The organism is Polaribacter sp. 2305UL8-11 (genome assembly GCF_058147165.1).
Window position 1 is genome coordinate 14,475 of record NZ_JBYVJW010000016.1, and the last position, 22,976, is coordinate 37,450.

The following is a 22,976-nucleotide window of genomic DNA, read 5'->3' on the forward strand; positions in this document are numbered from 1 at the left end:
TAGAGTTAAAACAAATTTTGTTTGCGCTAAAAAATACTTTCTTGTTCATATAATTTTGCATAAAACAATAAAATACCTATTTATGAAAACTATAAAATCAATTAAATTATTTGCAACTGCATTAACCATATCTAGTTTTACATTAGTTTCTTGTGATAATGCAAAAAAGAAAACTACAGAAAATAAAGAAGAGGTTGTAGAGGTTGTTAGTAATAATTCTAATACAGATACTAATAAAGTATTAGAAAATTCAGAAGAAGAGAACAAAGTAAAAACACGTACATATAAAATGAAAGATGGTACTGCATTAGTGTATAATTTAGATGCCAAAGGTATTGCTGGTTTTGATGATTGGGCAGATTATACAGTTGTAAATGCAGAATTAGAAGAGATGAGAAAATCAAATTACATTACCACAGCTCAACGAATTAAAAATTTAAATTACAGAATCGCAAATTTAGGAAATACAATACCAGCTTGGTTAAAAACCGAAGAAGTAATGGAAGATGTTGCAGATATCCAGAAAGAATATAAAGAATTGATAGAAGATGGAGATGCATCTGAAAAAGAGATGAAAGAAAACTTAGAAGAAGTTACAGAAAAATTTGACGATTTAAGAGAAGAGTTAGATGAAACTGTAAATAAATATGTAAAAATTCATAACGAAGCTATAGAAGAATTTATGGAAGAATATTCTAAAGGAAAAATAAATGCTGCTATAGAAGAGTACAATGAAGAAATAAAAAAATTAGATAAAATTGTTGAGAAGAAATAATATTTTTTTATTGAAAAAGAAGCAAGAGGCTGTCTGAAAAGTTAATTTATCTGTCATTTTGAGCGAAGTCGAAAAATCTATGTAATTGATTTTGAGTAAATAAGATTTCTCCATTACAGTCGAAATGACAAATTTTAATACTTTTCAGACAGCCTCTTTTTTTGTGGATTAAAGTTTTTGCTTTTTTTAATTTAAAGAGTTAAGAATAGATGCATTTGCGTTAAACAGAATTTTCTTATTCATTTAATTTTGTATCGAACTAAAAAACTATATTATGAAAGTGATAAAAAAAATGACAGCAGTTTTAGCAATTACAAGTTTACTATTTGTTTCTTGTGACAAAACAAAGAAAGAAAAAGCAGAAGAAAAATTAGAAGAAGTTAAAACTGAAATTAAGAGCGAAGCAAAAAAAATGCAAATTAAATTAGAAAACGGTACTTATGTTAATTATAATATGAGTGATGATGGTTTTTTATCTTTTGATGATTGGGATGGTTTTAACATTGCAAATAAAGAATTAAAAGATATAGAAGATTTAAAATTTGAAACCTCTACAGAACGTATAGAGAATTTAAGCGGAACTATTGCTAGTTTAAGAAACACAATTCCTGCTTGGTTAAAAAATGAAGAGGTGATGGAAGATATAGATGATGTAGAAAAAGATTACAAGAAATTATTAGCAGAAAAAAACGAACCAGCTAAAAACGTAAAACAAAATTTAGAAGAATTAATAGAAAAATTTGATGATTTACGTGAAGAGTTACAAGAAACAATAGATAAATACAAATCATAGTATTTAAAAGAAATCATAAAAAAAGGATAGATTTTAAATCTATCCTTTTTTGTTTTTAAAATAGTTAAGAAACAATTTAAAAAGGAATAGTTTTTGATTCGAAAAGTAACAACTCAAAAGTTACATAATGAAAAAACTACTACTTATAATTATCTTTTTCAGCACTGTTCAAACATCTATTTCTCAAGAAAAATTTGGAAGACCATTTTTTACAGGAGATGTAAATTTTACACTAGGTATTAATGAAAATTATCAAATTGGAAATGATGACGATAATGGCTCATTAATTGTGCCAGCTGCATTGTTTTTTAGGATTGGTTTTGGATATGAATTTAAAAAAAGAGTTGCCATTTCTTTTAATTCTGGGTATGATTTTCATTGGAATTATGCTGTAGATGCTTTTCCTATTTATGGAGGTTTAAGATACAATATTACAGAAAAAGATGACAGCAATCACTTTGTAGAGTTTAGATATGGTAGAATGTGGACACCATCTTCTAAATATCCAGATGGTAATTATTATGGAATTGGTTTAGGTATTCAAGTTGCTGGAGAAAAAAGATGGAATACTATTTTTAGAATCGATTTTCACAGGAAAGGAATAGTGGGTTTTAAAAATAACAGATTAGATAGTTTTTCTTTCGGTTTTGGTTTTTCTTTTTTTTAAAATTAAAAAGAAGCATCAATAGTAAAATTTATTTTTTCTTTTGTTTTAGGATGCAAAAACTCAATAAATTCTGCATGCAAATGCAATCTGTTTTCTTTTTTGCCATACAAATCATCACCAAAAATAGGGGTGTTTAAGCCATTTTTATGTGCAGCATGTACTCTTAGTTGATGTGTTCTACCAGTAATTGGGTAAAAATATACTTTTGTTTTATTATTTTCTATTTTAATAACCTCCCAATTTGTTTTTGCTGTTTTTCCATATTTAAAATCAACCAATTGTTTGGGTCTATCTTCTAAATCTACTCTTAAGGGTAAAGAAATACTTCCTTTTTTATTGGTTAAAACTCCATCTAATAAAGCTACATATCTTTTTTTTACGGTTCTGTTTATAAACTGACTTTGTAAAAATTGATGACTTTCTTTTGTTTTTGTCAATACTAAAATACCAGAGGTAGACATATCTAATCTATGTACAATTAATGGGCCAGTTGCAGTTGGGTATTTTTCTTTAATTCTTGTGTACACAGAGTCTTTAATTTCTATTCCAGGAACAGATAAAAATTCAGTTGGTTTATGAACCACAATTAAAACATCATCTTCATAAATAATCTTTATTTTTTTTTCTTTAGATAAATTTTGAATCAATACATTTTTATCCATTTTTATACCTTTTAGCATGTGTGCTAAAATAGGTTTGCATCTACTTTGGCAAGCAGGATAATAGTTTTTATGTTTTCTAATGGCTGAGTTTGGAGAAATTCCCCACCAAAATTCTGCCATTGTTATTGGTTTTAAATCGTTAGCAAAAGCATAGTTTAATAATTTAGGAGCAGCACATTCTCCAGAACCTGCAGGAGGTTTTATTTTTGGATTATTAAAAATATCCAGCAAGTTTTTGAATTCTTTTTGTTGATTTAGAAAAGCATAATTTCTAAACAATTCCTCTTGCAAAAAATTAGATTTTAGTTTTCTCTCTTTTTTTAACGATGTAATTTTATTTTCGAAAACAGAAATTTTAGAATTTATTTTTGCTGTTTTTTGCTGATAGTATTCCTGTAATTCTTTAAAGAAAAATTGGTCATTATAACTTTCTTGCTTTAATTTTTCTATTTTTTCTTTTAATGCTCTTTCATTTAAAGTTGCTATAGCCTCTTTTTTTTGTTTTTTCCTATCAATTTTAGCAATTTTTAATTTTTTTTTCTGAATCTCTAAATCCGCAAAAATTTCTGCATCTAATTTTTGCTTTATTTTTTTTAAAGCAATATAATTTTTATCTTTTTTTAAAATAGATAATTGATTATTAATTGCGTCTATCTCTGCTTCACCTTTTACATAGAAGCTGCCTTCAATTCGCATATTAAATACAGAAGGTACAAACTTTTTGGGTAAACTGTTATCTGCTAATTTTCCAGAAAAAGCAGCCAAATAACCTATTTCATCTTGTTTGTTTTTAACTACTAAAACTCCAAACATTTTACCAATAGGAGTCTCTAAGTTTTGTGTGTTAAAACCAAAATTGTGTTTAAAGTCTGTTTGTGTTTCTAAATAATCTTGCAATTCTTTGGCTGCAATTTTTGCTAAAGAATGGGGTTGATAATAAAAAGGAAATGTAAATTTTTTAGGAATTATTTCTTTGGAAATATCCGTTTTAAAATAATGAAAATGTATTGGATTTTTCAAAACTAGAATTATAAAAAACGACTATACCAACTATCTTCTATAGCAACTTCCCAAAAGTTATCAAAATCTTGTTTGGTAGTAATTAAATTATCAAAAATGATGGTTTTAGCAGTAACTGCTTTGTTTTTTAATAATTTTTTAAAATCTTTAAGTTGTTTATACTGTACAAATTCACCTTGTTTAAAACAAACGTTCATTTTATCAAGTAATTCAACTTCATATTCTTGCTGTAGTTGTAAAATAAAAGAAACTGAGGTGTCTATATCTGCATTTGTTAAAGGCGATTTTTCATCATCTGCAAAAATAATTATAAATCGGTTGTATAAAAATTGGTATGAAGCTTTAAAATTTTCATCATCTTTTTTCCAGTTAGAGACAAAATCTTTTATTTTGTTTTCTAAAACTTCAATTTCATTGGCATAAAATTTTCTGCTAGAAGGATAAATCCAAACCTTAGCATCATCAGGAATTAAAGAATATTCTGTTAACATTTAGAGTAAATTTCTTGGCAAAGATACAGAAAAGAAAAACCGCAAACTTAAAATTGTTTGCGGTTTTATAATGGTAAAATTTATAAATTTATACTTGTTTGGCATTTGCAAGTTTGGAGATTTGGACAAAATCTTTTTGTACATCTTCCCCTTTATCTTTGTTGTACCAAACCTGTAAATCTTGTTTAAATTGGGCATCTAAACTCCCGTTTTTTGCTTTGTAATCTGCTACCATTTTTGTGGCTGTTGTAGGTCTTGGTCCCCAAGTATCTATTACATTGTTGTCTTTATCTAGGGCAATTAATTTAGGTATAGATTTACCTCCGTTTGTTAAAAAAAGATTCATTAAAGCCTCATTGTCATCTCTTAAAACCAATTTTAAATCAATCTTATCATTTGCATCAGCAATTTTACTAATTACTGGCAAATTTTGAGCAGCATCTCCACACCAACCTTCTGTAAGAACTAACCAAGTTTGGTTATCTTTAATTTTCTGAATTTCAGAAACAGTTTCATCGCTAATTTTTATAGTCTTATCTAAACGTTTCATTCTTCTATCGTTTAAAAGGCTGTAATTTGTTAACGCATCAGATTGTTCATGTCCTGTAGATTTATTTTCTGCTAATAAATTGCTTACTAACGTTCTATATTCTTGGTAGGTATATGTGTTTTTTAAACTTTTTTCAATAATTTCTTTCATCTTTGGTGTCTTGTTAGGGTTTTCTTATTAACTTATAAATAGACGAAAATTTTTTAATAACTTACAGAGAATTTGTTTTGGAGAGTTCTTTTTTTAAGTTGGTAATAATATCTTGTGTCATAGAAGATAAGTTATATTGATGTTGCCATTTCCAATCATTTTTTGCACTAGAATCGTCTATAGATTGTGGCCAACTATCTGCAATTTGTTGCCTAAAATCTGGTTTGTAAATAACTTTTAAATTTGGAATGTGTTTTTTTATTTCTGAAGCAATTTCTTCTGGAGTAAAACTTATTGCAGCTAAGTTGTAGCTTGTTCTTATTTTTATGGTATTTGTTGGAGCTTGCATTAATTGTATGGTTGCATCTACAGCATCTTTCATATACATCATAGGTAGTCTTGTGTTTTTAGATAAAAAACATTCATACTTACCAGTTTCAATTGCTTTAAAATAAATGTCTACAGCATAATCTGTGGTGCCTCCTCCAGGTTTTGTTTTCCAAGAAATAATGCCAGGATAACGCAAACTTCTTACATCTACACCAAATTTTTCATGATAATAATTACACCAAAACTCGCCAGAAAGTTTGCTAATTCCGTAAACTGTAGAGGGTTCCATAATGGTTTTTTGTGGTGTATTTTCTTTTGGAGTTGTTGGGCCAAAAACGGCTATAGAACTTGGCCAGTAAACTTGTTTTATATGTTTTTCTTTTGCTAAATCTAAAACTGCCAACAAAGAGCTCATATTTAAATCCCATGCTTTTTGAGGAAATTTTTCTGCAGTTGCAGATAGCATTGCTGCTAATAAATAAACTTGAGTTATATCGTACTTTTTAATTACTTTTAAAATTGTTTCTTTATCTGTAGCATCTATTATTTCAAAAGGTCCAGACTTTGTCATTTCTGAGTTTCCTTCTCTAATATCAGAAGCAATTACGTTTTCAGAACCATATATTTTGCGAAGTTTCTGGGTAAGCTCTGTCCCAATTTGTCCACTTGCACCTAAAATCAATAACTTTGGCATCATTTTAATAAAAATGGATTATTATCAAAAACAAAGGTACTTATTTTTGGTATTCGTAAAAAACAATCTTTTAAATAAATATTTATTAAAAAATAGCTTTTAAATACCCTATTTGTTAGTGTTTTATTAAAATTTACAAATATCTTTTTAAAATATGTATTTTTACTTTTTATTTCTGTATCGTGAAAAACAGCATTTATGTATTGTTAATTTTGGTTTGTTTATTTTCTTGTAAAGAAAATAAACAAGATGCTTTCGCAAACAATTCTATTGAAAAACCAACACTAAGTATTGAGAAGCAGCATCAAAAAATAATACCAGTCTCATCTATTTTTAAAAAGGATATAGAAAATTGGGAAACTTTAGAAACTGTAAAATCTTTTTTAAAAAAATTTGAAAAAATTTCTCCTAAGGAGGCACTTGTAAATGCTTTGCAATTAAGAGATTTGACAAAAGTTTTAAAAGACAGTGTAAAGCCAAAGGTTTTTGAAATGCCCTCTTTAAATGCTAGAATTAATGTTTTTTATAATGAAACATTAAGGCTTGCAGATCTAACATTTATACCTGCAGCAACTGCAAATGATATTAATTTACAAGTAGATAAAACCTTACACACTTTTTCTAGTATAAACTCTAAAATTAATACCATTTTGTCTAAAAAAAGATTTGAAGATGAAGTAGATTTTGATTTTAACTTTATAGGTTTAGATTCTACAAAAATAGACACCTTAACTAGGTCTGCCATAGTTAATAAGTTAAAAGCAGATAAATTAAAAAAACAAGAGCAGTTAAAAAGAATAAAAAGCAAACCTACTTTAAAAAATCAAAGACCAGACCAATGAGAAAAATTTTACTTTTAATTTTAGGAATTTTATTTTTTTACAGCTGTGTAATTTCAAAAAAGAAAGAAGTTGATAAAGAATTGATTAAGAATAAAATAGATACTTTTATTACAAATTGGCACAAAGCAGCTACAGATGCAAATTACAATGATTATTTTACAAAATTAGACAGTAATTCTGTTTATATTGGTACAGCTGCTGAAGAGATTTGGACAAAAAAACAATTTTCTGCATTTAGCAAACCTTATTTTGACAGAGGAAAAGCTTGGGATTTTAAAACTTTAGAACGAAATATATATGTTAATGAAACTGGAGATTTTGTTTGGTTTGATGAACTTTTAAATACTTGGATGGGAACCTGTAGAGGTTCTGGTGTTTTAGAGAAAAAGAACAATGCTTGGCAAATAAAACAGTATGTATTGTCTGTTGCAATACCCAATGATGATATTAAAGCTGTAATAAATGCTAAGCAAAAGAACGACTCATTATTTTTAAGGAAATATCAAGAATAATTTTGAAATTTTTTCTTTGCTCTAAAATCTAATAAGAGTTCTAACTTTATTGGTTTAAAAATTAAGAGACAACTTCATTTACCACTTTGTAAATCAATTCATTTTCGAAACCTTTTCGCATTAAAAAGTCAATTAATTTTTTCTTTCTTTTGTAAATATTAGGTTCAGAAATTACTTCATTTCTGTTTTCTGTAATTGTGTAAATGGTTTTAATATATTCAGTTTCGTCTATTTCTTTTAAAGCAGTTTTTATGTTATAAGCAGAAATATCTCTAAATTTAAGTTCTTTAACAATTCGTTGTTTTCCCCAATTTTTAATTCGGAATTTTCCACGCGCAAAACTTTTAGAAAATCGTTCTTCATTTAAAAACTTGTCTTTTATCAAACTTAAAAGAATTATTTCTCTTGCTTCTGGTATTAAATCAAATTCTCGCATTTTTTGTTCTACGTCTTTATGACATCTATCTTGATAAACGCAATAGTTTTCTAACTTACGTTTAATTTCATCAACCGTAAAAGATTTTTTCTTTTTATCGAACATAGTTCCAAACATACAAAAAGGGTTGAAATTATTTTTATTTCAACCCTTTTTATTCGCTATCAATTAAAAATTAGATTTGATTTTTTTCATCCAACCTTTTATCCATATTAAATACCAATTCTGTATTTTCAATTTTTTCTAGTTGATGAGGTAACTGTCCCTTAATTCTCATTTTAAACTTTGTAATTAAAAAGAATAAAACAGGCACTACAATTAATGTTAAGAAAGTTGCAATTAACAAACCATAAATAACTGTTTTTGCTAAAGGTCCCCAGAAAATAACGTTATCTCCACCCATATAAATGTTAGCATCAAACTCACTAAATAGTGTAAAGAAATTGATATTTAAACCAATTGCTAACGGAATTAATCCTAAAATAGTAGTAATTGCTGTTAATAAAACTGGTCTTAAACGTGCTTTACCTGCTTTTACAACAGACTCAAATAAACTATTTAAGGGTAAATAATCTTCATGCGCAACTCCATCTTGTATTTTTCTTCTATCAATTAATAATTGTGCATAATCTAACAGTACTACTCCATTATTAACAACAATTCCTGCAAGAGCAATAATACCAACCATAGTCATCATAATAACAAAAGGCGCTCCAGAAATAACCAAACCTCCAAAAACTCCAATAAAACTTAAAAAGATGGCTAACATGATAATACCTGGCTTAGAAACCGAGTTAAATTGGAAAATTAAAATAAAGAAAATCAACATTAACCCTGTAAAAAATGCACCCATTAAGAATGTCATTTGTTTGTTTTGTTCTTCAATTTGACCTGTATAGTCTATTTTAATCCCTTTAGGTAAGTTTTTAAAACTTTTCATTGCATTTTGAATCCTTGCAACTACTGCTCCTGCATCTGTTTCTCCAGGAGATAATGCAGAGTATACAGTTACAACACGTTTAACGTCTTTGTGTTTTATGGCACTAAAACCAGAACTGTTGGTTTGTGAAGCTACTGCAGAAACAGGAATTTCTTTAGTTTTTCCAGAAGCTTGATCTTTAAAGATTATTTTTTGATTAAAAACCGCACTTTTATCATATCTATCGTTTTTATTAAAACGTACATAAATATCGTAATCTTCGCCATTTTCTTTATAAATACCTGCTTTGTTTCCAAAGATAGATGCCCTTAATTGTTGTCCAACTTGCCCAGTAGAAACGCCTAATTCTCCTGCTTTTTTACGATCAACTAAAACTTGCATCCCTGGTTTTGATTTGTTTACATCTATTTTTAATTCATCTACTCCAGAAATACTTTGCGTGTTTAAATAATCTCGCATTCTTTCTGCTGTAAAAATTAATTCTTCGTAATCTTCACCATTCAATTCAATATTTATTGGAGCACCTGCAGGTGGTCCGTTCGCATCTTTTTCAACAGAAATTAAAACTCCAGGATAAATGCCAACCAAAGCTTCTTGTACTTTTTGGCGAAGAATTTCACTGTCTTTTCCACGTCTATACTTATACTCACGCATAGAAGCTGTAATTTTTCCTTTATGAGGCATTTCTGCAGAAGAGCCTCCATCTGTTTGTGGGTTTCCTGCACCTTCACCTACTTGAGAAACTGTACTTTCTACTAAAAAATTATAATCTCCATCTGTGTAAGTGTCTTGGTTTAAAACACCATACACTTTTTGTTCAATTTCTTTGGTAATTTGGTTTGTTTTCTCAATATCTGTTCCTTCAGGATATTCTATATAAACAATAATTTGGTTGGGTTTGTTATCTGGAAAAAACTCAATTTTTGTTCTTTGTTCTCCTACAGACCAACCAAAACCTGCAAAAGCAATAAATAATAAAACAAAAGTACCAACAATTAATACATAAGGTGTCCAGCCAGATAAAGCTTTTTTTAATTGTTTTCCATACCAATTTTCTAATGAAACCAAGGTGTTTTTCTGAAAATAGTTAGCAGCTTTTCTTAAGAATAATCTATACACCCATAACATTATTGCTGTAAAAATCATTAAAGTTCCTAAAGCGTTATATTCTCCTCCAAAAAAGAAAATTAACAACCCAAAAACAGCCATAATACTGGTTAGTCTTATAATACTTTTTAATGGCATGTCTTTATCTTCTGTACTCATAAATTGAGAAACCAACACCGAGTTAAAAAATATTGCCACAAATAATGATGAACCTAATACAATAGATAGTGTAATTGGTAATATCATCATAAATTGACCCATAATTCCTGGCCAAAGACCTAAAGGAACAAATGCTGCAACAGTTGTTAAGGTAGAAATGATAATTGGAAATGCAATTTCTCCAATTCCTTTTTTGGCGGCTTCAACTCTGCTCATGCCTTCTTCATCCATTAAACGATAGACGTTTTCAACTACCACAATTCCATTATCTACCAACATTCCAAGCCCCATAATTAAGCCGAAAAGTACCATTGTGTTTAAAGTTTGTCCAAATAAACTTAATATCATTAAAGACATAAACATAGACATAGGTATTGCAAAACCAACAAAAATGGCGTTTTTAAAACCTAAGAAAAACATTAAAACAATTACTACTAAAATAACTCCAAAGATGATATTGTTTACCAAATCGTCTACTTGACCAATAGTTTTTGGAGATTGATCGTTTGTAATGGTTACTTTTAAATCTTGTGGAAAATAATTCTGTTTTGCTTCTTCTACAATTTTACCAATTTTATCTGCAGCAGCAACCATGTTTTCTCCAGATCTTTTTTTAACATCTAACATTACAACAGGCTCTCCATTTTCTCTTGCATACGTTGTTTTGTCTTTATCTTTAAAATTGATTTCTGCTACATCTTTTAAATAGATAGGATTTCCGTTTTCAGATTTAACTACAAAGTTTCCAAGGTCTGATGGTTTATCTATTTCACCAATAATTCTTATAGTTCTTCTTTGCTGACTTGTTATAAAATTACCAGCAGACATGGTTACATTTCCACGATTTATGGCGTTAGAAATATCATCAAAACTAACTTTTGCAGCCATCATTTTGTAAATGTCTACAGCAACTTCTACTTCTTTTTCTTGCGCTCCACGAATATCTACCTTTTTAATTTCGGTTAAATCTTCGATTTCATCTTGTAAATATTCTCCATATTCTTTTAACTTAGAAACTGGGTAATTACCTGAAATATTTATGTTTAGAATAGGGATTTCTTCAGACATACTTAGCTCAAAAACATTTGGGGTTACTTTGGCACCATTAAATGTTGGCCAATCTTCACCTGCTGTTTCTTGGTCTATTTCATCTTTTACCTTTTGTTTTGCTTTGTCTACATCAATTTTTTCATCAAATTCTACTGTAATAATAGAATAATCTTCTTGAGATGTAGAGGTGATTTCTACTACATTACTAACCGATTTTAGTTTGTCTTCTAAAGGGTTTGTAATAAGTTTTTCTATGTCTTCTGCTGTATTACCTGGGTAAACAGAACTAATGTAAATTTTTGTTTCATTAATCTCAGGAAAATTTTCTCTTGGCATAGAAAAGTATGCCGAAATTCCTAAATAAAGAAATAAAAACATTAAGACATAAATAGTGGTTTTATTATTTATTGCCCAAGAAGAAAGTTTAAATTCTTTATCTACTTGTTTGTTTTTCTTCGCCATTTTATTGCTTTTTATTAATCACTTTTACAGCCTGACCATTATTTACACTTCTTGCACCTTCCATAATAATTTCTGCATCTGCAGCAAGATTTTTGGTAACCTCAATCATATTTCCTTGAGTTTTTCCAGTTTCAATAATTAATCTTTCTGCAACTGCTTCGTTATTTTTATTTTTATCTTTTATGATATAGATAAATTGTTCTCCATTCGCATTTTCAGAAATAATAGATTGTGGAATTAAAATGGCATTTGGATTTGTGTAATCATTCAATTTTAATCTTGCAGTTAAGTTTGGTTTTATTTTTCCTTTTAAATTAGGAACACCAATTTCTACCTTAAAAGACCTGTTATTTGGGTTGATAAAATTACCAACTTGTCTTACTTTAGAGTTTACTGTTTCTCCTAAAACCGGGAAATTTACCTCTACCTCTTTATTTTTTGTAATACTACCAATATAGTTTTCAGGCACTTCTGTTTCTATGTACATGTTAGAAAGATTTACAATTCTAAATATTTCTGAACCTTGCCCAGGAGCTACTACAGTTCCTCTTTCTTTAAAAGCATCATCTATAATTCCAGAAAAAGGCGCTCTTATAGTAGATTTTCCTAACTGACTTTTTAATTGTTTTACAGCATTTGCTTGTGCTTCATAATTTGTTTTTGCTTGTAAAAACTGAATTTCTGACCCAATTTTTTGATCCCATAATCTTTTTTGACGCTCATAAGTAGTTTTTGCTAATTGTGCATTTCCTTCTAATTGTGCTAGTTGAGAAGACATACCACCATCATCTATTTTTGCTAAAACTTGTCCCTTAGAAACTCTTTGCCCTTCTTTTACATAAACAGCTTTTAAAATACCTGGCATTTCTGGATATACCAAAACGTTTTGTTTGGTTTGAACACTTCCTTGCAATTCAATAAAGTGTGTAAAAACTTCTTCTTTTACTTTGTAAGTAGTAATTAAAGGAATGTTTTTATCTTCATTTAAATCATCTAACTTATCGTTTATTTTTTTTAGCTCTGAAGCTATTTCTTGCTGTTTGGCATCTAATTCTGCTTTTTTTGATTTTATTTGAGCAACATCATTTGTGGCTAAAACATCATCAGTAGAAACTTGTTTTTTATTTCCGCAAGCGGATAAAATAAGAGCAGAAATAAGGAATACATATATTTTTTTCATAATCGTTTGGTTATTTAATAGGTAAGTTTAGTGCGTTTTCTAAGGCAGCTTTTTTTGCAATGACATTTAACATAGATTGTATGTAATTTTGCTGCTGTGCGTATAATTGGTTTTGTGCTTGAAGTAAATCGAAACTAGAAGAAATCCCTTCAAAAAATTTAATTCTTTGCTTCTTTTCTATGCGTTCTGCCAAACCAACATTTTTTTTATTAATTTGATAATTTTCAATACTTGATTGATATTCGTTTTTAGCGTTTTCTGCCTGTAGATAAAGTTTTTGTTTTGTTTCTTCTAATCGTAAATCTGCAGTTTCTAAAGCTATTTTTGCTTGTGCAGTTTTAGATTTTCTACCAAAACTACTAAAGATAGGCACGTTTAAGCTTACGCCTAATAAAGATTGTTGAAACCATTGCTGGTTGCTATTAAAAAATGTAAAAGAATCTGAGAAAGCTTGAGTACCATAATTTACGAAAGCAGATAAACTTGGTAGGGCTTTGCTTTGCTCTAATTTCATCATTAAACGTTTGGTTTCTCTGTCGTTTTCAGAAATTTTAAAATCGATATGATTATTAATGTTAAAGTTTTCTGTTAACAAAGCTAAGCTTATGTTTTTTTCTGCTAAACCATCTAAAGTATCTGTTAGAATAAGATTTGTATTTATAGGATTTCCTATAGATAGGTTTAACATTTGATAAGCAATAGCTTTCATTCTAATAACGCTATTTAACTGATTTTTAAGGTTACCTAATGTGATTTCTAATTGCTCTACATCTTCCTCTTCATTCAATCCGTTTTCATATATTTTTTTAGCGTCATTATAATTTTTTTCTAAAATTTTAATATTACTTTTTACAATTGCAATACTCTTTTCTGTAACCAAAACGTTTCCATAAGCGTTTATTACAGCTTCTCTAGTTAGCATTTCAGTTTTTTCTTCTGCTTGTTTGGAGATTTTTAAAAAGGTTTTAGAAGCTTGTAAACCAACTAGATAAGATCCATCAAATAATAATTGTGTTAAAGTTATAGAAGCGTTTACATTTTGTTTTGTACCAAAAACTACAGGAATAAAACCTTCTGGTGCAGTTGGTTGTCTGTTTGCTTGAAGGTTAAAGTAATCTTCAACAGTTTTAACAGTAGAAGACGTATTGTCAAAAGCTGCTGCAGGTAGTAATGAAACAGGTTGTTTTAAAAAGTTTTGATAATCTACTTTTGCATTAATTTGTGGCAAACCAATAGTTGTTGTTTCCCAAACCTTTTCTTTGGCAGAATTAATATCATTTTTTGCAGCTCTTGTGTTGTAACTGTTTTCTAAAGCAAAATTTATAGCTTCATCTAAAGACAGTTTTATTGTCTTTTCTTGTGCGTTTAACATGCTTGTAAAAACAAGTAAACACAAAAAGTATATATATTTATTCATTTATAATTGGTTGTTTTTTAATTGATTTTCTAGTTCTTCTAGTCCTTTTTTAGTAGCAATTGCTCTTGTATGATACACTAAAACTTCTTGCTCTAGTTTTGGTATTTTATGATTTTCTATGGTGTTTTCATGAATACTAAAAACTAAAGAAAAATAAAAACGTGTTGCAAGTTCTATATTAATATTGCTTCTGTAAAAGCCTTCTGCAATTCCCTTTTGCATGTTTTTCTGCAAGCATTCAGAGAAGAGAACCATTTCTTTTTGCATTGTTTTTTCATGAATTTTTGGATAGTATTTTTTTAATTGATAGATTGGTGAAGAAGATGCATTTTGAAACATTTCTTTGAACATTTTTTTTATTTCAAAATTCTCTTTTATGGCATTAAATCCTTGATTGCTAATCATTTCTATAGCAATTAAACAAGAATTATGGAGCGTAGTTGTTGTTTGTTCTACTAAAGTGTGTTTATTGTTAAAATATTTATATAATGTTTTTTTAGAAATACCAAGTTCATTGGCAATTTCATCCATAGTTACACTCTTAAAACCCAATTTTAAGAATAACTCTCCAGCTTTTTCTATTATTTTTTCTCTCATAAATTCGGATGCAAATGTACGAATGGAAACTTTAGAAACAAAAAAAGTTTCCAAAGTTTTAGTTAATTTTTAACATTTGAATAGAAAATAAAAAATTGTTTACCCTATTTTTACAAAAAATTACAGTTTTGGATATTTTACATTATCAAAAAGATTTTATAGACTATTTAGAGTCTAAAAAGTGGGTTAAAGAGCCTAAAAATTTATATGAGCCTATAGATTATATAATTAAATTAGGAGGTAAAAGAATGCGCCCAATTTTAACTTTAATGGCTGCAGATATTTTTTCAAAAGAGTATCAAAAAGCAATGCCAGCTGCTTTAGCTGTTGAGGTTTTTCATAATTTTACATTAATTCATGATGACATTATGGATGATGCTCCTTTAAGAAGAGGTAAAGAAACTGTGCATGAAAAATGGGATTTAAATACAGGAATCCTTTCTGGAGATGCAATGCTAATTTTAGCGTATCAATATTTTGAAAATTACGAACCAAAAGTTTTTCAAAAATTAGCACAATTATTTAGTAAAACTGCTTTAGAAGTTTGTGATGGGCAACAATTGGATGTAGATTTTGAAACTAGAAACGATGTTACTATTAATGAATACATTAATATGATTTGTTTAAAAACATCTGTTTTGGTTGCTGCAGCACTAAAAATGGGAGCTATAGTTGCAGAAACTTCAAATGAAAATGCAGACTTAATATATGATTTTGGATTAAATTTAGGGTTAGCTTTTCAATTACAAGATGATTACTTGGATACATTTGGTGATCCTGAAACTTTTGGGAAACAGGTTGGAGGAGATATTATAGAAAATAAGAAAACGTTTCTGTATTTAAAAGCATTAGAGGTTGCAAATGAGCATGAAGTTGGAAAATTAAAATATTTATACAGAAAGAAAAGAAAAGAAAATACAGTAAAAATTGCAGATGTAAAAAGAATTTTTCTTTTAAATGATATACCTAATTTAATAAAAGAGGAAATAGAAAAATATACACAAAAAGCTTTTGACACTTTATCTAAAATGGAAATTTCTGAGGATGGAAAAACCAATTTAAAAAACTTTGGTTTATGGCTTATGAATAGATCTGTTTAAGATTTTTATTTTTTATTGTATCATTTTAAAATAAATAGTACATTTGCACCCAATAAATTTGGTCCCATAGCTCAGTTGGTTAGAGCACCTGACTCATAATCAGGTGGTCCTTGGTTCGAGCCCAAGTGGGACCACTTTATTTTATTGTTGTTGTATCAAAAATATATTGGTATATTTGCAGTAATAAATATTTCAAGTTTTTAAATCTGGGGGGATATAAAATGAAGAAAATTAAGTTTACAGCATTTTTATTAATGCTTATTTTTGCATACGCAACTAATGGTCAGGTGGTTCCACCACCAATGCCACCACCACCACCACCTGGTTTATCAATAGATGGAGGAGTAATATTTTTAATAGTTACTGCTGTAATTTATGGGATAAATAAAACTAAAAATTAGCTAATCTACTTACATATTTTCCAATCACATCAAATTCTAAATTAACAGAGTCTCCCAATTTAATGTGTTTAAACGTAGTGTTTTCTATTGTATAGGGTATAATAGCTACACTAAATTCATTCTTCTTAGAGTTTACAACTGTTAAACTCACTCCATTTACAGTTATAGATCCTTTTTCTATTGTAATATTATTTGTTGATGCATCATAATTAAAAGTAAAAATAGTGCTTCCGTTTTCTGATTTAATTTTTTTGCAAACACCTATTTGATCTACATGTCCTTGTACAATATGGCCATCTAACCTATCTCCTAATTTCATTCCTCTTTCTAAATTAACAATATCATATATAGACAAACTGCCAATTGTAGTTTTATTTAAAGTTTCTTTTATTGCTGTAACAGTATATTCGTCGTTAATAATATTTACAACAGTTAAACAAACCCCATTATGAGCAACACTTTGATCTATTTTTAATTCGTTAGTAAAGTTGCTTTTTATGGTTAAATGAATGTTTTCTTTTTCTTTAACTAAGTTTGTAATTGTGCCAAGTGTTTCTATAATTCCGGTAAACATATCTGTAAAATTTAATTACTTTTGTGATATTCAAAAATAGGAATAATACAAGAGTTACTATGGATAAAACAGAGAAAATTATAGTTGGTATTTCAATCGGAGATTTAAATGGAATAGGTGTTGAGGTAATTCTAAAAACCTTTCAAGATAAAAGAATGTTAGATTTTTGTACTCCCGTAATTTTTGGGAGTACAAAGGTGATTTCTTATCATAAAAAAGCATTACAATTAGAAACTCCAGTTCATGGTATAACTTCTATAAACCAAATTAATCATAATAAAATAAATATTTTAAATATTTGGAAAGAAGACGTAGCTATAGAGTTAGGAACAGCTACTAAAGAGTCTGGACTTTATGCAGCTAAATCATTAGAATTCGCTGTAAAAAGTTTAAAAGAAAATAAAATAGATGTTTTATTAACTGCACCAATTAATAAAGAAACAATACAGTCTGAAGATTTTAATTTTCCTGGACACACAGAGTATCTAGAAGCCAAATTAGAGGGTAAAAGTTTAATGATTTTAATGACAGATGAGCTAAGAATAGGTTTAATTACTGGCCATATACCAATTTCTAAGGTGGCAGAAACAATTACACCAGAGTTAATTAATGAGAAGGTTACAACAATGCATGCATCTTTAATTAAGGATTTTGGAATTAATAAACCAAAAATTGCAGTTTTAGCTCTTAATCCACATTGTGGTGACAAAGGAGTTATTGGTAAAGAAGATGATGAGTTAATTAGACCAGCAATAGATAAAATTAAAAATTCTGGTAAATTGGTTTTTGGACCTTATGCAGCAGATGGCTTTTTTGGTTCTGAAACATATAAGCAATTTGATGGAGTTTTAGCAACCTATCATGACCAAGGTTTGGCACCATTTAAAGCTTTGTCTTTTGGTAATGGGGTTAACTATACAGCAGGTTTAAGCCAGGTAAGAACCTCTCCAGACCATGGAACGGGTTTTGATATTGCAGGTAAAAATAAAGCAAATCCATCTTCTTTTAAAGAAGCATTATTTACAGCTATTCAGATTTTTAAAACCCGAAATGAATATAAAGAACTCTCCAAAAATCCGCTTTTAATTAAGTAAAAATCTTTTAATAGAAAAGATTGTAAAATAATAATTTTTTATATCTTTGCACGCTCAATTGATGTTTGGTAATGAAAGACTTAAAGAAATTCAACATACAGTTTGTAGGATTAAAAGAAGGAAACCATTTATTTGAATACGAAATTGATAATACGTTCTTTGAAGCTTTTAATTATGATGAATTTACAAGTTCATCAATAAAAATAGCATTAAATTTTATAAAAAAAAGTACATTATTTGAATTAACTTTTTCAGCCAATGGCTATGTAGAAGTTCCTTGTGATGTTTCCAATGAATTATACAACCAAGAAGTAGATTCAGTTTTACCATTAGTTGTAAAGTTTGGTCCAGAATTTAATGATGATAATGAGGAAATTTTAATTTTACCTCATGAAGCTTACGAATTTAATGTAGCTCAGTTTATTTATGAAATGATTGTATTATCTATTCCAAACAAAAGAGTTCATCCTAAAGTTTTAGATGGCACAATGGAATCTGAAGCATTAAATAAATTAAAAGAATTAGAAATAAAAGAAGAAAAAACAGTTGAAGAAACTGACCCAAGATGGGATAAATTAAAGAATTTAATAACAGAAAAAAAGACATAAAATGGCACATCCTAAAAGAAAAATATCTAAAACAAGAAGAGATAAAAGGAGAACACATTACAAAGCAGCAGATCAACAAATTGCAACAGATCCTACAACAGGAGAAGCACATTTATATCACAGAGCTCATTGGCACGAAGGTAAATTATACTACAGAGGTCAAGTAGTATTAGAATCTGCATCAGCTGAAGCATAGAACTTTATAAAAAGTTCCATAAAAACCCTCATTGTTGAGGGTTTTTTTGCTTTTTTAAAGTAATTTTTGTCTTTTTTGGTAAAATTTGCCTTAAAAAGTGAAATAATTTTCACTACTTTTGACTATTGTAAGTTTTTGAAATTAAATCAAAATTATGACTAAAATCACTGCAGCAATTACAGCAGTTGGGAAATACGTTCCTGAGTATGTATTAACAAATAAAGAACTAGAAACTTTTGTAGATACTAATGATGAGTGGATTACAAGTAGAACAGGGATAAAAGAAAGAAGAATTCTTAAAGGAGAAGGTTTAGGAACCTCTTATATGGCAATTAAAGCCGCAGAAGAATTGTTAGAAAAATCATCGATTACAGCATCAGAAATTGACTTGGTAATTGTTGCAACTGCAACTCCAGATTTACCTGTAGCAGCTACAGCAGCTTATGTTGCTTCAAAAATTGGGGCAGTAAATGCTTTTGGATACGACTTACAAGCAGCATGTTCTAGTTTTTTATACGGTATGTCTACAGCAGCAAGTTATATAGAATCTGGTAGATATAAAAAAGTACTATTAATAGGTGCAGATAAAATGTCTTCTATTATAGATTATAAAGACAGAGCTACCTGTATTATTTTTGGTGATGGTGCTGGAGCTGTTTTATTTGAACCAAATACAGAAGGTTTAGGGTTACAGGATGAATTTTTAAGAAGTGATGGAATAGGAAGAGACTTTTTAAGAATAGAAGCAGGAGGATCTATAATGCCACCAACTGAAGAAACTGTAGCACAAAAAAAGCATTTTGTATATCAAGAAGGAAGAACTGTATTTAAATACGCAGTTTCTAACATGGCAGATGTTGCAGAAAAAATGCTAACAAGAAACAACCTTACAGAAAACGATATTCAATGGTTGGTTGCACATCAAGCAAATAAAAGAATCATAGAAGCAACAGCAAATAGAGTAGGAGTTTCATCAGAAAAAGTCATGATGAATATCCATAAATATGGAAATACAACCTCTGCTACTTTGCCATTATTGCTAGCAGATTATGAGAATCAATTAAAAAAAGGAGATAATTTAATTTTTGCCGCATTTGGCGGTGGTTTCACTTGGGGAGCTGCCTTTGTAAAATGGGCTTATAATTCATAAAATACAACAACTAAACAATTATGAGTATGGATATTAAAGAAATTCAAAATCTTATAAAATTTGTAGCTAAATCTGGTGCAAGCGAGGTAAAGTTAGAAATGGAAGATGTAAAAATTACAATTAGAACAGGTGCTGGTAAAACAGAAACAACAATTGTTCAAGCAGCTCCTATGGCTAGTATGCCACAACCAACAGCGCCAGTAGCAGCAACACCTGCTGCAGCTCCAGCAGAAGCAGCAGAAAAAGTAGAGAATGATGAAGCTAAATACATCACAGTAAAATCTCCAATTATTGGTACGTTTTATAGAAAGCCATCTCCAGACAAACCAAATTTTGTAGATGTTGGTACAGATGTTAGTGTTGGAGACACTGTTTGTGTAATTGAAGCAATGAAGTTATTTAACGAAATAGAATCTGAAGTTTCTGGTAAAATCGTTAAAATCTTAGTAGATGATTCTTCTCCAGTAGAATTTGATCAACCATTATTTTTAGTAGACCCTTCTTAATAGATAGAGTTTAGATTTTTAGAGATTAGATTTTTTTTCTAACTCATAACTAAAAACTCATACTTAAAAACTCTTATATTATGTTTAAAAAAATATTAATTGCCAATAGAGGAGAAATAGCACTTCGTGTTATTAGAACTTGTAGAGAAATGGGCATTAAAACTGTTGCTGTATACTCTACAGCAGATGCAGAAAGTCTACATGTAAGATTTGCAGATGAAGCTGTTTGTATAGGACCTGCACCAAGTTCTGAATCCTATTTAAAAATGCCTAATATTATAGCTGCTGCAGAAATTACAAATGCAGATGCAATACATCCTGGATATGGTTTTTTATCAGAAAACGCAAAATTTTCTAATTTATGTGAAGAGCATAATATTAAGTTTATTGGTGCATCTGGTAGGATGATTGACCAAATGGGAGATAAAGCAAATGCAAAATCTACAATGATAGCAGCTGGTGTACCATGTGTTCCTGGTAGTGAAGGTGTAATTGCAGACTTTGAAGAATGCAAAAAATTAGCAATAGAAACAGGTTACCCAGTAATGTTAAAAGCTTCTGCAGGTGGTGGAGGTAAAGGAATGCGTGCAGTTTGGAAAGAAGAAGATTTAAAAGACGCTTGGGAATCTGCAAGACAAGAAAGTAAAGCAGCTTTTGGAAATGATGATATGTATATGGAAAAACTTATTGAAGAGCCAAGACATATAGAAATTCAAATTGTTGGAGATTCTTTTGGGAAAGCCTGCCATTTATCAGAAAGAGATTGTTCTGTTCAAAGACGTCATCAAAAATTAACAGAAGAAACTCCTTCTCCTTTTATGACAGATGATTTAAGAGAAAGAATGGGTAAAGCTGCTGTAAAAGCTGCAGAATTTATAAAATATGAAGGAGCAGGAACTGTAGAGTTTCTAGTAGATAAACACAGAAACTTCTACTTTATGGAAATGAATACTCGTATTCAAGTAGAGCACCCAATTACAGAAGAAGTTGTAAATTACGATTTAATTAGAGAGCAAATTCTTGTGGCTGCTGGTGTACCTATTTCTGGTAAAAATTACTATCCGCAAATGCATTCTATAGAGTGTAGAATTAATGCAGAAGACCCAAATAACAATTTTAGACCAGCTCCTGGAAAAATAACAACTTTTCATTCTCCAGGTGGTCATGGTGTAAGAATAGATACCCACGTTTATGCAGGTTACATGATTCCTCCAAATTACGATTCTATGATTGCAAAGTTAATTACAACAGCGCAAACTAGAGAAGAGGCAATTAATAAAATGAAACGTGCTTTAGATGAATTTGTAATTGAAGGTATTAAAACTACAATTCCTTTTCATAGACAATTAATGGATCATCCAGATTATGTTGCAGGAAATTATACAACTAAGTTTATGGAAGATTTCGAAATGAAAGCTTAAATTAAATTTTAGTTTTAAATTGATATAAAAATAGAGAATACATTAAGTGTTCTCTATTTTTTTTATCTTTAAGGTTAAAGATTAAAGAATGAAAATAGACGGAATTGATAAAAAGATAATTAGAAACTTAGTAAAAGATGCAAGAACTCCAATCTTAAGTATTGCTAGAGAAGTTGGTATTTCTGGAGCAGCAATACACCAAAGGTTAAGAAAGTTAGAAAAATCTAAGTTGATAGATGGATATCATTTAAAAATTAATAATGCTTCAATTGGCTATACAACAACTTCTTTTATTGGGGTTCATCTAGAACCAAAAGCAGTATTATCATCAATAATTAAAAGAATGGAAGAGATTACAGAGATTGTAGAATGCCACTATACAACTGGTAAATTTTCTATTTTTATAAAAGTAGTTAGTAAAAACAACAAAGACTTTATGCATGTTTTAGAGAATAAAATCCTAAAAATCCATGGCATTTCTCATATAGAAACTTTTATGTCTTTAAGCCAAAATATTGATAGGCAAATACATATTTAGATTAAAGTTAAACATAGTAACCTTGCTTTTTAACGAGTTTATATTACAAATAAACTAACAAATATTTTTTTTTACACTTTATAAATCATCTTTGTAATGTGCTTAAATTAAATTAAGATAGATGAAATCCCTCTCTATATTACTTATTGATGATGATCAAATTCAAAGGATGAAGTTTAAAAAAGTTTGCAAAGACTTTAGTTTTTCTTGTTCTATTACAGAAGCAATAAATGGTAAGCAAGCTTTAGAGTTTTTGAATGAAACTAAAAAAACGGTAGATATAATTATTTTAGATTTACACATGCCAGAAATGAATGGTCTAGAACTCTTAGCAAACTTAAAGGCAAACATTAAGTTTAAAAACATACCTATTGTAATTATGTCTAATTCTGAAGATAATAAAGAGCTAGAAAAGTGTTACGATTTAGGAATTGCAGGATATTTTACAAAACCAGATTTATATACTAAGTACTCAAAAAAAGTAAAATCATTATTAAAATACTGGAAAGAAAACGAACTTGTTCAGAAATAGGTAAGTCAGTTTAAAACGTTTT

The 22,976-nt window shown here is 29.0% G+C and carries 25 protein-coding genes and 1 tRNA gene; 16 read left to right on the top strand and 10 right to left on the bottom strand.

The features are described 5' to 3' along the window. Positions 1–82 precede the first annotated feature (82 nt). From ACY2RW_RS13870 to ACY2RW_RS13880, 3 genes are all read left to right on the top strand, one after another. The gene (locus tag ACY2RW_RS13870) at positions 83–775 is read left to right on the top strand and encodes a hypothetical protein (RefSeq protein WP_490123335.1); all 693 of its coding nucleotides are present in this window, start codon (positions 83–85) and stop codon (positions 773–775) included. Between the two features lie 274 nt (positions 776–1,049). Further along, entirely contained in the window at positions 1,050–1,568 is a 519-nt protein-coding gene (locus ACY2RW_RS13875; RefSeq protein ID WP_490123336.1) for a hypothetical protein, read from the top strand. A 127-nt stretch (positions 1,569–1,695) separates the two neighbouring features. Beyond that, a complete protein-coding gene (locus ACY2RW_RS13880) occupies positions 1,696–2,235 on the top strand; it encodes a hypothetical protein (protein WP_490123337.1) in 540 nt (179 codons plus the stop codon). 2 nt (positions 2,236–2,237) lie between these two features. Here ACY2RW_RS13880 and ACY2RW_RS13885 read toward each other — a convergent pair whose 3' ends face one another. The 4 genes from ACY2RW_RS13885 to ACY2RW_RS13900 form a co-directional block, all read right to left on the bottom strand. Further along, a complete protein-coding gene (locus ACY2RW_RS13885; RefSeq protein ID WP_490123338.1) occupies positions 2,238–3,917 on the bottom strand; it encodes an RluA family pseudouridine synthase in 1,680 nt (559 codons plus the stop codon). An 8-nt stretch (positions 3,918–3,925) separates the two neighbouring features. Further along, positions 3,926–4,408, bottom strand: a complete 483-nt coding sequence (locus ACY2RW_RS13890) for an ABC transporter ATPase (RefSeq protein ID WP_490123339.1) — start codon at positions 4,406–4,408, stop codon at positions 3,926–3,928. 88 nt (positions 4,409–4,496) lie between these two features. Then, positions 4,497–5,108: a thioredoxin family protein gene (locus ACY2RW_RS13895; RefSeq protein WP_490123340.1), complete on the bottom strand. Its 612-nt coding sequence runs from the start codon at positions 5,106–5,108 to the stop codon at positions 4,497–4,499. Between the two features lie 61 nt (positions 5,109–5,169). Then, positions 5,170–6,135: an NAD-dependent epimerase/dehydratase family protein gene (locus ACY2RW_RS13900; protein ID WP_490123341.1), complete on the bottom strand. Its 966-nt coding sequence runs from the start codon at positions 6,133–6,135 to the stop codon at positions 5,170–5,172. Positions 6,136–6,314: 179 nt separating this feature from the next. Here ACY2RW_RS13900 and ACY2RW_RS13905 point away from each other — a divergent pair, with 179 nt between their 5' ends. After that, positions 6,315–6,974 carry a hypothetical protein gene (locus tag ACY2RW_RS13905; RefSeq protein WP_490123342.1) on the top strand — a complete coding sequence of 220 codons (660 nt, stop codon included), beginning with the start codon at positions 6,315–6,317 and terminating at the stop codon, positions 6,972–6,974. After that, on the top strand, positions 6,971–7,486 hold the full coding sequence (locus ACY2RW_RS13910; RefSeq protein ID WP_490123343.1) for a nuclear transport factor 2 family protein: 516 nt from the start codon (positions 6,971–6,973) through the stop codon (positions 7,484–7,486). The genes ACY2RW_RS13905 and ACY2RW_RS13910 overlap by 4 nt, the downstream gene beginning before the upstream one ends. A gap of 61 nt (positions 7,487–7,547) precedes the next feature. Here ACY2RW_RS13910 and ACY2RW_RS13915 read toward each other — a convergent pair whose 3' ends face one another. From ACY2RW_RS13915 to ACY2RW_RS13935, 5 genes are all read right to left on the bottom strand, one after another. Beyond that, positions 7,548–8,027: a regulatory protein RecX gene (locus tag ACY2RW_RS13915; protein ID WP_490123344.1), complete on the bottom strand. Its 480-nt coding sequence runs from the start codon at positions 8,025–8,027 to the stop codon at positions 7,548–7,550. A gap of 70 nt (positions 8,028–8,097) precedes the next feature. Next, the gene (locus tag ACY2RW_RS13920) at positions 8,098–11,640 is read right to left on the bottom strand and encodes an efflux RND transporter permease subunit (protein WP_490123345.1); all 3,543 of its coding nucleotides are present in this window, start codon (positions 11,638–11,640) and stop codon (positions 8,098–8,100) included. Position 11,641: 1 nt separating this feature from the next. Then, the gene (locus ACY2RW_RS13925) at positions 11,642–12,820 is read right to left on the bottom strand and encodes an efflux RND transporter periplasmic adaptor subunit (protein ID WP_490123346.1); all 1,179 of its coding nucleotides are present in this window, start codon (positions 12,818–12,820) and stop codon (positions 11,642–11,644) included. Between the two features lie 10 nt (positions 12,821–12,830). Further along, positions 12,831–14,192 (bottom strand): TolC family protein, encoded by a 1,362-nt coding sequence (locus tag ACY2RW_RS13930; protein WP_490123347.1) that lies wholly within the window; start codon positions 14,190–14,192, stop codon positions 12,831–12,833. 45 nt (positions 14,193–14,237) lie between these two features. Continuing rightward, positions 14,238–14,834, bottom strand: a complete 597-nt coding sequence (locus ACY2RW_RS13935; protein WP_490123348.1) for a TetR/AcrR family transcriptional regulator — start codon at positions 14,832–14,834, stop codon at positions 14,238–14,240. 128 nt (positions 14,835–14,962) lie between these two features. On the opposite strand from ACY2RW_RS13935, the gene ACY2RW_RS13940 reads away from it, so the two are divergent. From ACY2RW_RS13940 to ACY2RW_RS13950, 3 genes are all read left to right on the top strand, one after another. Next, complete coding sequence (locus ACY2RW_RS13940; RefSeq protein ID WP_490123349.1) at positions 14,963–15,934, top strand: polyprenyl synthetase family protein; 972 nt, start codon at positions 14,963–14,965, stop codon at positions 15,932–15,934. Between the two features lie 60 nt (positions 15,935–15,994). Next, a tRNA-Ile gene (locus ACY2RW_RS13945) sits at positions 15,995–16,068 on the top strand. Between the two features lie 87 nt (positions 16,069–16,155). Then, positions 16,156–16,335, top strand: a complete 180-nt coding sequence (locus ACY2RW_RS13950; RefSeq protein ID WP_490123350.1) for a PID-CTERM protein-sorting domain-containing protein — start codon at positions 16,156–16,158, stop codon at positions 16,333–16,335. Here ACY2RW_RS13950 and ACY2RW_RS13955 read toward each other — a convergent pair. After that, positions 16,325–16,909: a riboflavin synthase gene (locus ACY2RW_RS13955; RefSeq protein ID WP_490123351.1), complete on the bottom strand. Its 585-nt coding sequence runs from the start codon at positions 16,907–16,909 to the stop codon at positions 16,325–16,327. The genes ACY2RW_RS13950 and ACY2RW_RS13955 overlap by 11 nt on opposite strands. 59 nt (positions 16,910–16,968) lie before the next feature. Between ACY2RW_RS13955 and pdxA the strand changes: the two genes are divergently transcribed. From pdxA to ACY2RW_RS13995, 8 genes are all read left to right on the top strand, one after another. Further along, positions 16,969–18,003, top strand: coding sequence for a 4-hydroxythreonine-4-phosphate dehydrogenase PdxA (gene pdxA / locus ACY2RW_RS13960; protein WP_490123352.1), 1,035 nt, complete (start codon positions 16,969–16,971; stop codon positions 18,001–18,003). A 71-nt stretch (positions 18,004–18,074) separates the two neighbouring features. Continuing rightward, positions 18,075–18,611, top strand: a complete 537-nt coding sequence (locus tag ACY2RW_RS13965; RefSeq protein ID WP_490123353.1) for a YceD family protein — start codon at positions 18,075–18,077, stop codon at positions 18,609–18,611. Position 18,612: 1 nt separating this feature from the next. Further along, positions 18,613–18,807, top strand: coding sequence for a 50S ribosomal protein L32 (rpmF, locus tag ACY2RW_RS13970; protein WP_490123354.1), 195 nt, complete (start codon positions 18,613–18,615; stop codon positions 18,805–18,807). A 154-nt stretch (positions 18,808–18,961) separates the two neighbouring features. Continuing rightward, a complete protein-coding gene (locus tag ACY2RW_RS13975) occupies positions 18,962–19,957 on the top strand; it encodes a beta-ketoacyl-ACP synthase III (protein WP_490123355.1) in 996 nt (331 codons plus the stop codon). A 26-nt stretch (positions 19,958–19,983) separates the two neighbouring features. Further along, positions 19,984–20,463 (top strand): acetyl-CoA carboxylase biotin carboxyl carrier protein, encoded by a 480-nt coding sequence (gene accB, locus ACY2RW_RS13980; protein WP_490123356.1) that lies wholly within the window; start codon positions 19,984–19,986, stop codon positions 20,461–20,463. Between the two features lie 80 nt (positions 20,464–20,543). Next, the gene (gene accC / locus ACY2RW_RS13985; RefSeq protein ID WP_490123357.1) at positions 20,544–21,884 is read left to right on the top strand and encodes an acetyl-CoA carboxylase biotin carboxylase subunit; all 1,341 of its coding nucleotides are present in this window, start codon (positions 20,544–20,546) and stop codon (positions 21,882–21,884) included. A gap of 88 nt (positions 21,885–21,972) precedes the next feature. Continuing rightward, positions 21,973–22,422: an Lrp/AsnC family transcriptional regulator gene (locus ACY2RW_RS13990; RefSeq protein WP_490123358.1), complete on the top strand. Its 450-nt coding sequence runs from the start codon at positions 21,973–21,975 to the stop codon at positions 22,420–22,422. Positions 22,423–22,543: 121 nt separating this feature from the next. Then, positions 22,544–22,954 (top strand): response regulator, encoded by a 411-nt coding sequence (locus tag ACY2RW_RS13995; RefSeq protein ID WP_490123359.1) that lies wholly within the window; start codon positions 22,544–22,546, stop codon positions 22,952–22,954. The last annotated feature ends 22 nt before the right edge of the window (positions 22,955–22,976 follow it).

Bases quoted from the DNA above. Each gene is read 5' to 3' on its own strand.
- ACY2RW_RS13995 (WP_490123359.1), top strand. From the start codon at position 22,544: ATGAAATCCCTCTCTATATTACTTATTGATGATGATCAAATTCAAAGG.
- rpmF (WP_490123354.1), top strand. From the start codon at position 18,613: ATGGCACATCCTAAAAGAAAAATATCTAAAACAAGAAGAGATAAAAGG.
- accC (WP_490123357.1), top strand. From the start codon at position 20,544: ATGTTTAAAAAAATATTAATTGCCAATAGAGGAGAAATAGCACTTCGT.
- ACY2RW_RS13930 (WP_490123347.1), bottom strand. From the start codon at position 14,192: ATGTTAAACGCACAAGAAAAGACAATAAAACTGTCTTTAGATGAAGCT.
- ACY2RW_RS13955 (WP_490123351.1), bottom strand. From the start codon at position 16,909: ATGTTTACCGGAATTATAGAAACACTTGGCACAATTACAAACTTAGTT.
- ACY2RW_RS13870 (WP_490123335.1), top strand. From the start codon at position 83: ATGAAAACTATAAAATCAATTAAATTATTTGCAACTGCATTAACCATA.
- ACY2RW_RS13935 (WP_490123348.1), bottom strand. From the start codon at position 14,834: ATGAGAGAAAAAATAATAGAAAAAGCTGGAGAGTTATTCTTAAAATTG.
- ACY2RW_RS13925 (WP_490123346.1), bottom strand. From the start codon at position 12,820: ATGAAAAAAATATATGTATTCCTTATTTCTGCTCTTATTTTATCCGCT.
- pdxA (WP_490123352.1), top strand. From the start codon at position 16,969: ATGGATAAAACAGAGAAAATTATAGTTGGTATTTCAATCGGAGATTTA.
- ACY2RW_RS13890 (WP_490123339.1), bottom strand. From the start codon at position 4,408: ATGTTAACAGAATATTCTTTAATTCCTGATGATGCTAAGGTTTGGATT.
- ACY2RW_RS13990 (WP_490123358.1), top strand. From the start codon at position 21,973: ATGAAAATAGACGGAATTGATAAAAAGATAATTAGAAACTTAGTAAAA.
- ACY2RW_RS13950 (WP_490123350.1), top strand. From the start codon at position 16,156: ATGAAGAAAATTAAGTTTACAGCATTTTTATTAATGCTTATTTTTGCA.
- ACY2RW_RS13880 (WP_490123337.1), top strand. From the start codon at position 1,696: ATGAAAAAACTACTACTTATAATTATCTTTTTCAGCACTGTTCAAACA.
- ACY2RW_RS13915 (WP_490123344.1), bottom strand. From the start codon at position 8,027: ATGTTCGATAAAAAGAAAAAATCTTTTACGGTTGATGAAATTAAACGT.
- ACY2RW_RS13895 (WP_490123340.1), bottom strand. From the start codon at position 5,108: ATGAAAGAAATTATTGAAAAAAGTTTAAAAAACACATATACCTACCAA.
- ACY2RW_RS13875 (WP_490123336.1), top strand. From the start codon at position 1,050: ATGAAAGTGATAAAAAAAATGACAGCAGTTTTAGCAATTACAAGTTTA.
- ACY2RW_RS13900 (WP_490123341.1), bottom strand. From the start codon at position 6,135: ATGATGCCAAAGTTATTGATTTTAGGTGCAAGTGGACAAATTGGGACA.
- ACY2RW_RS13965 (WP_490123353.1), top strand. From the start codon at position 18,075: ATGAAAGACTTAAAGAAATTCAACATACAGTTTGTAGGATTAAAAGAA.
- accB (WP_490123356.1), top strand. From the start codon at position 19,984: ATGGATATTAAAGAAATTCAAAATCTTATAAAATTTGTAGCTAAATCT.
- ACY2RW_RS13910 (WP_490123343.1), top strand. From the start codon at position 6,971: ATGAGAAAAATTTTACTTTTAATTTTAGGAATTTTATTTTTTTACAGC.
- ACY2RW_RS13920 (WP_490123345.1), bottom strand. From the start codon at position 11,640: ATGGCGAAGAAAAACAAACAAGTAGATAAAGAATTTAAACTTTCTTCT.
- ACY2RW_RS13975 (WP_490123355.1), top strand. From the start codon at position 18,962: ATGACTAAAATCACTGCAGCAATTACAGCAGTTGGGAAATACGTTCCT.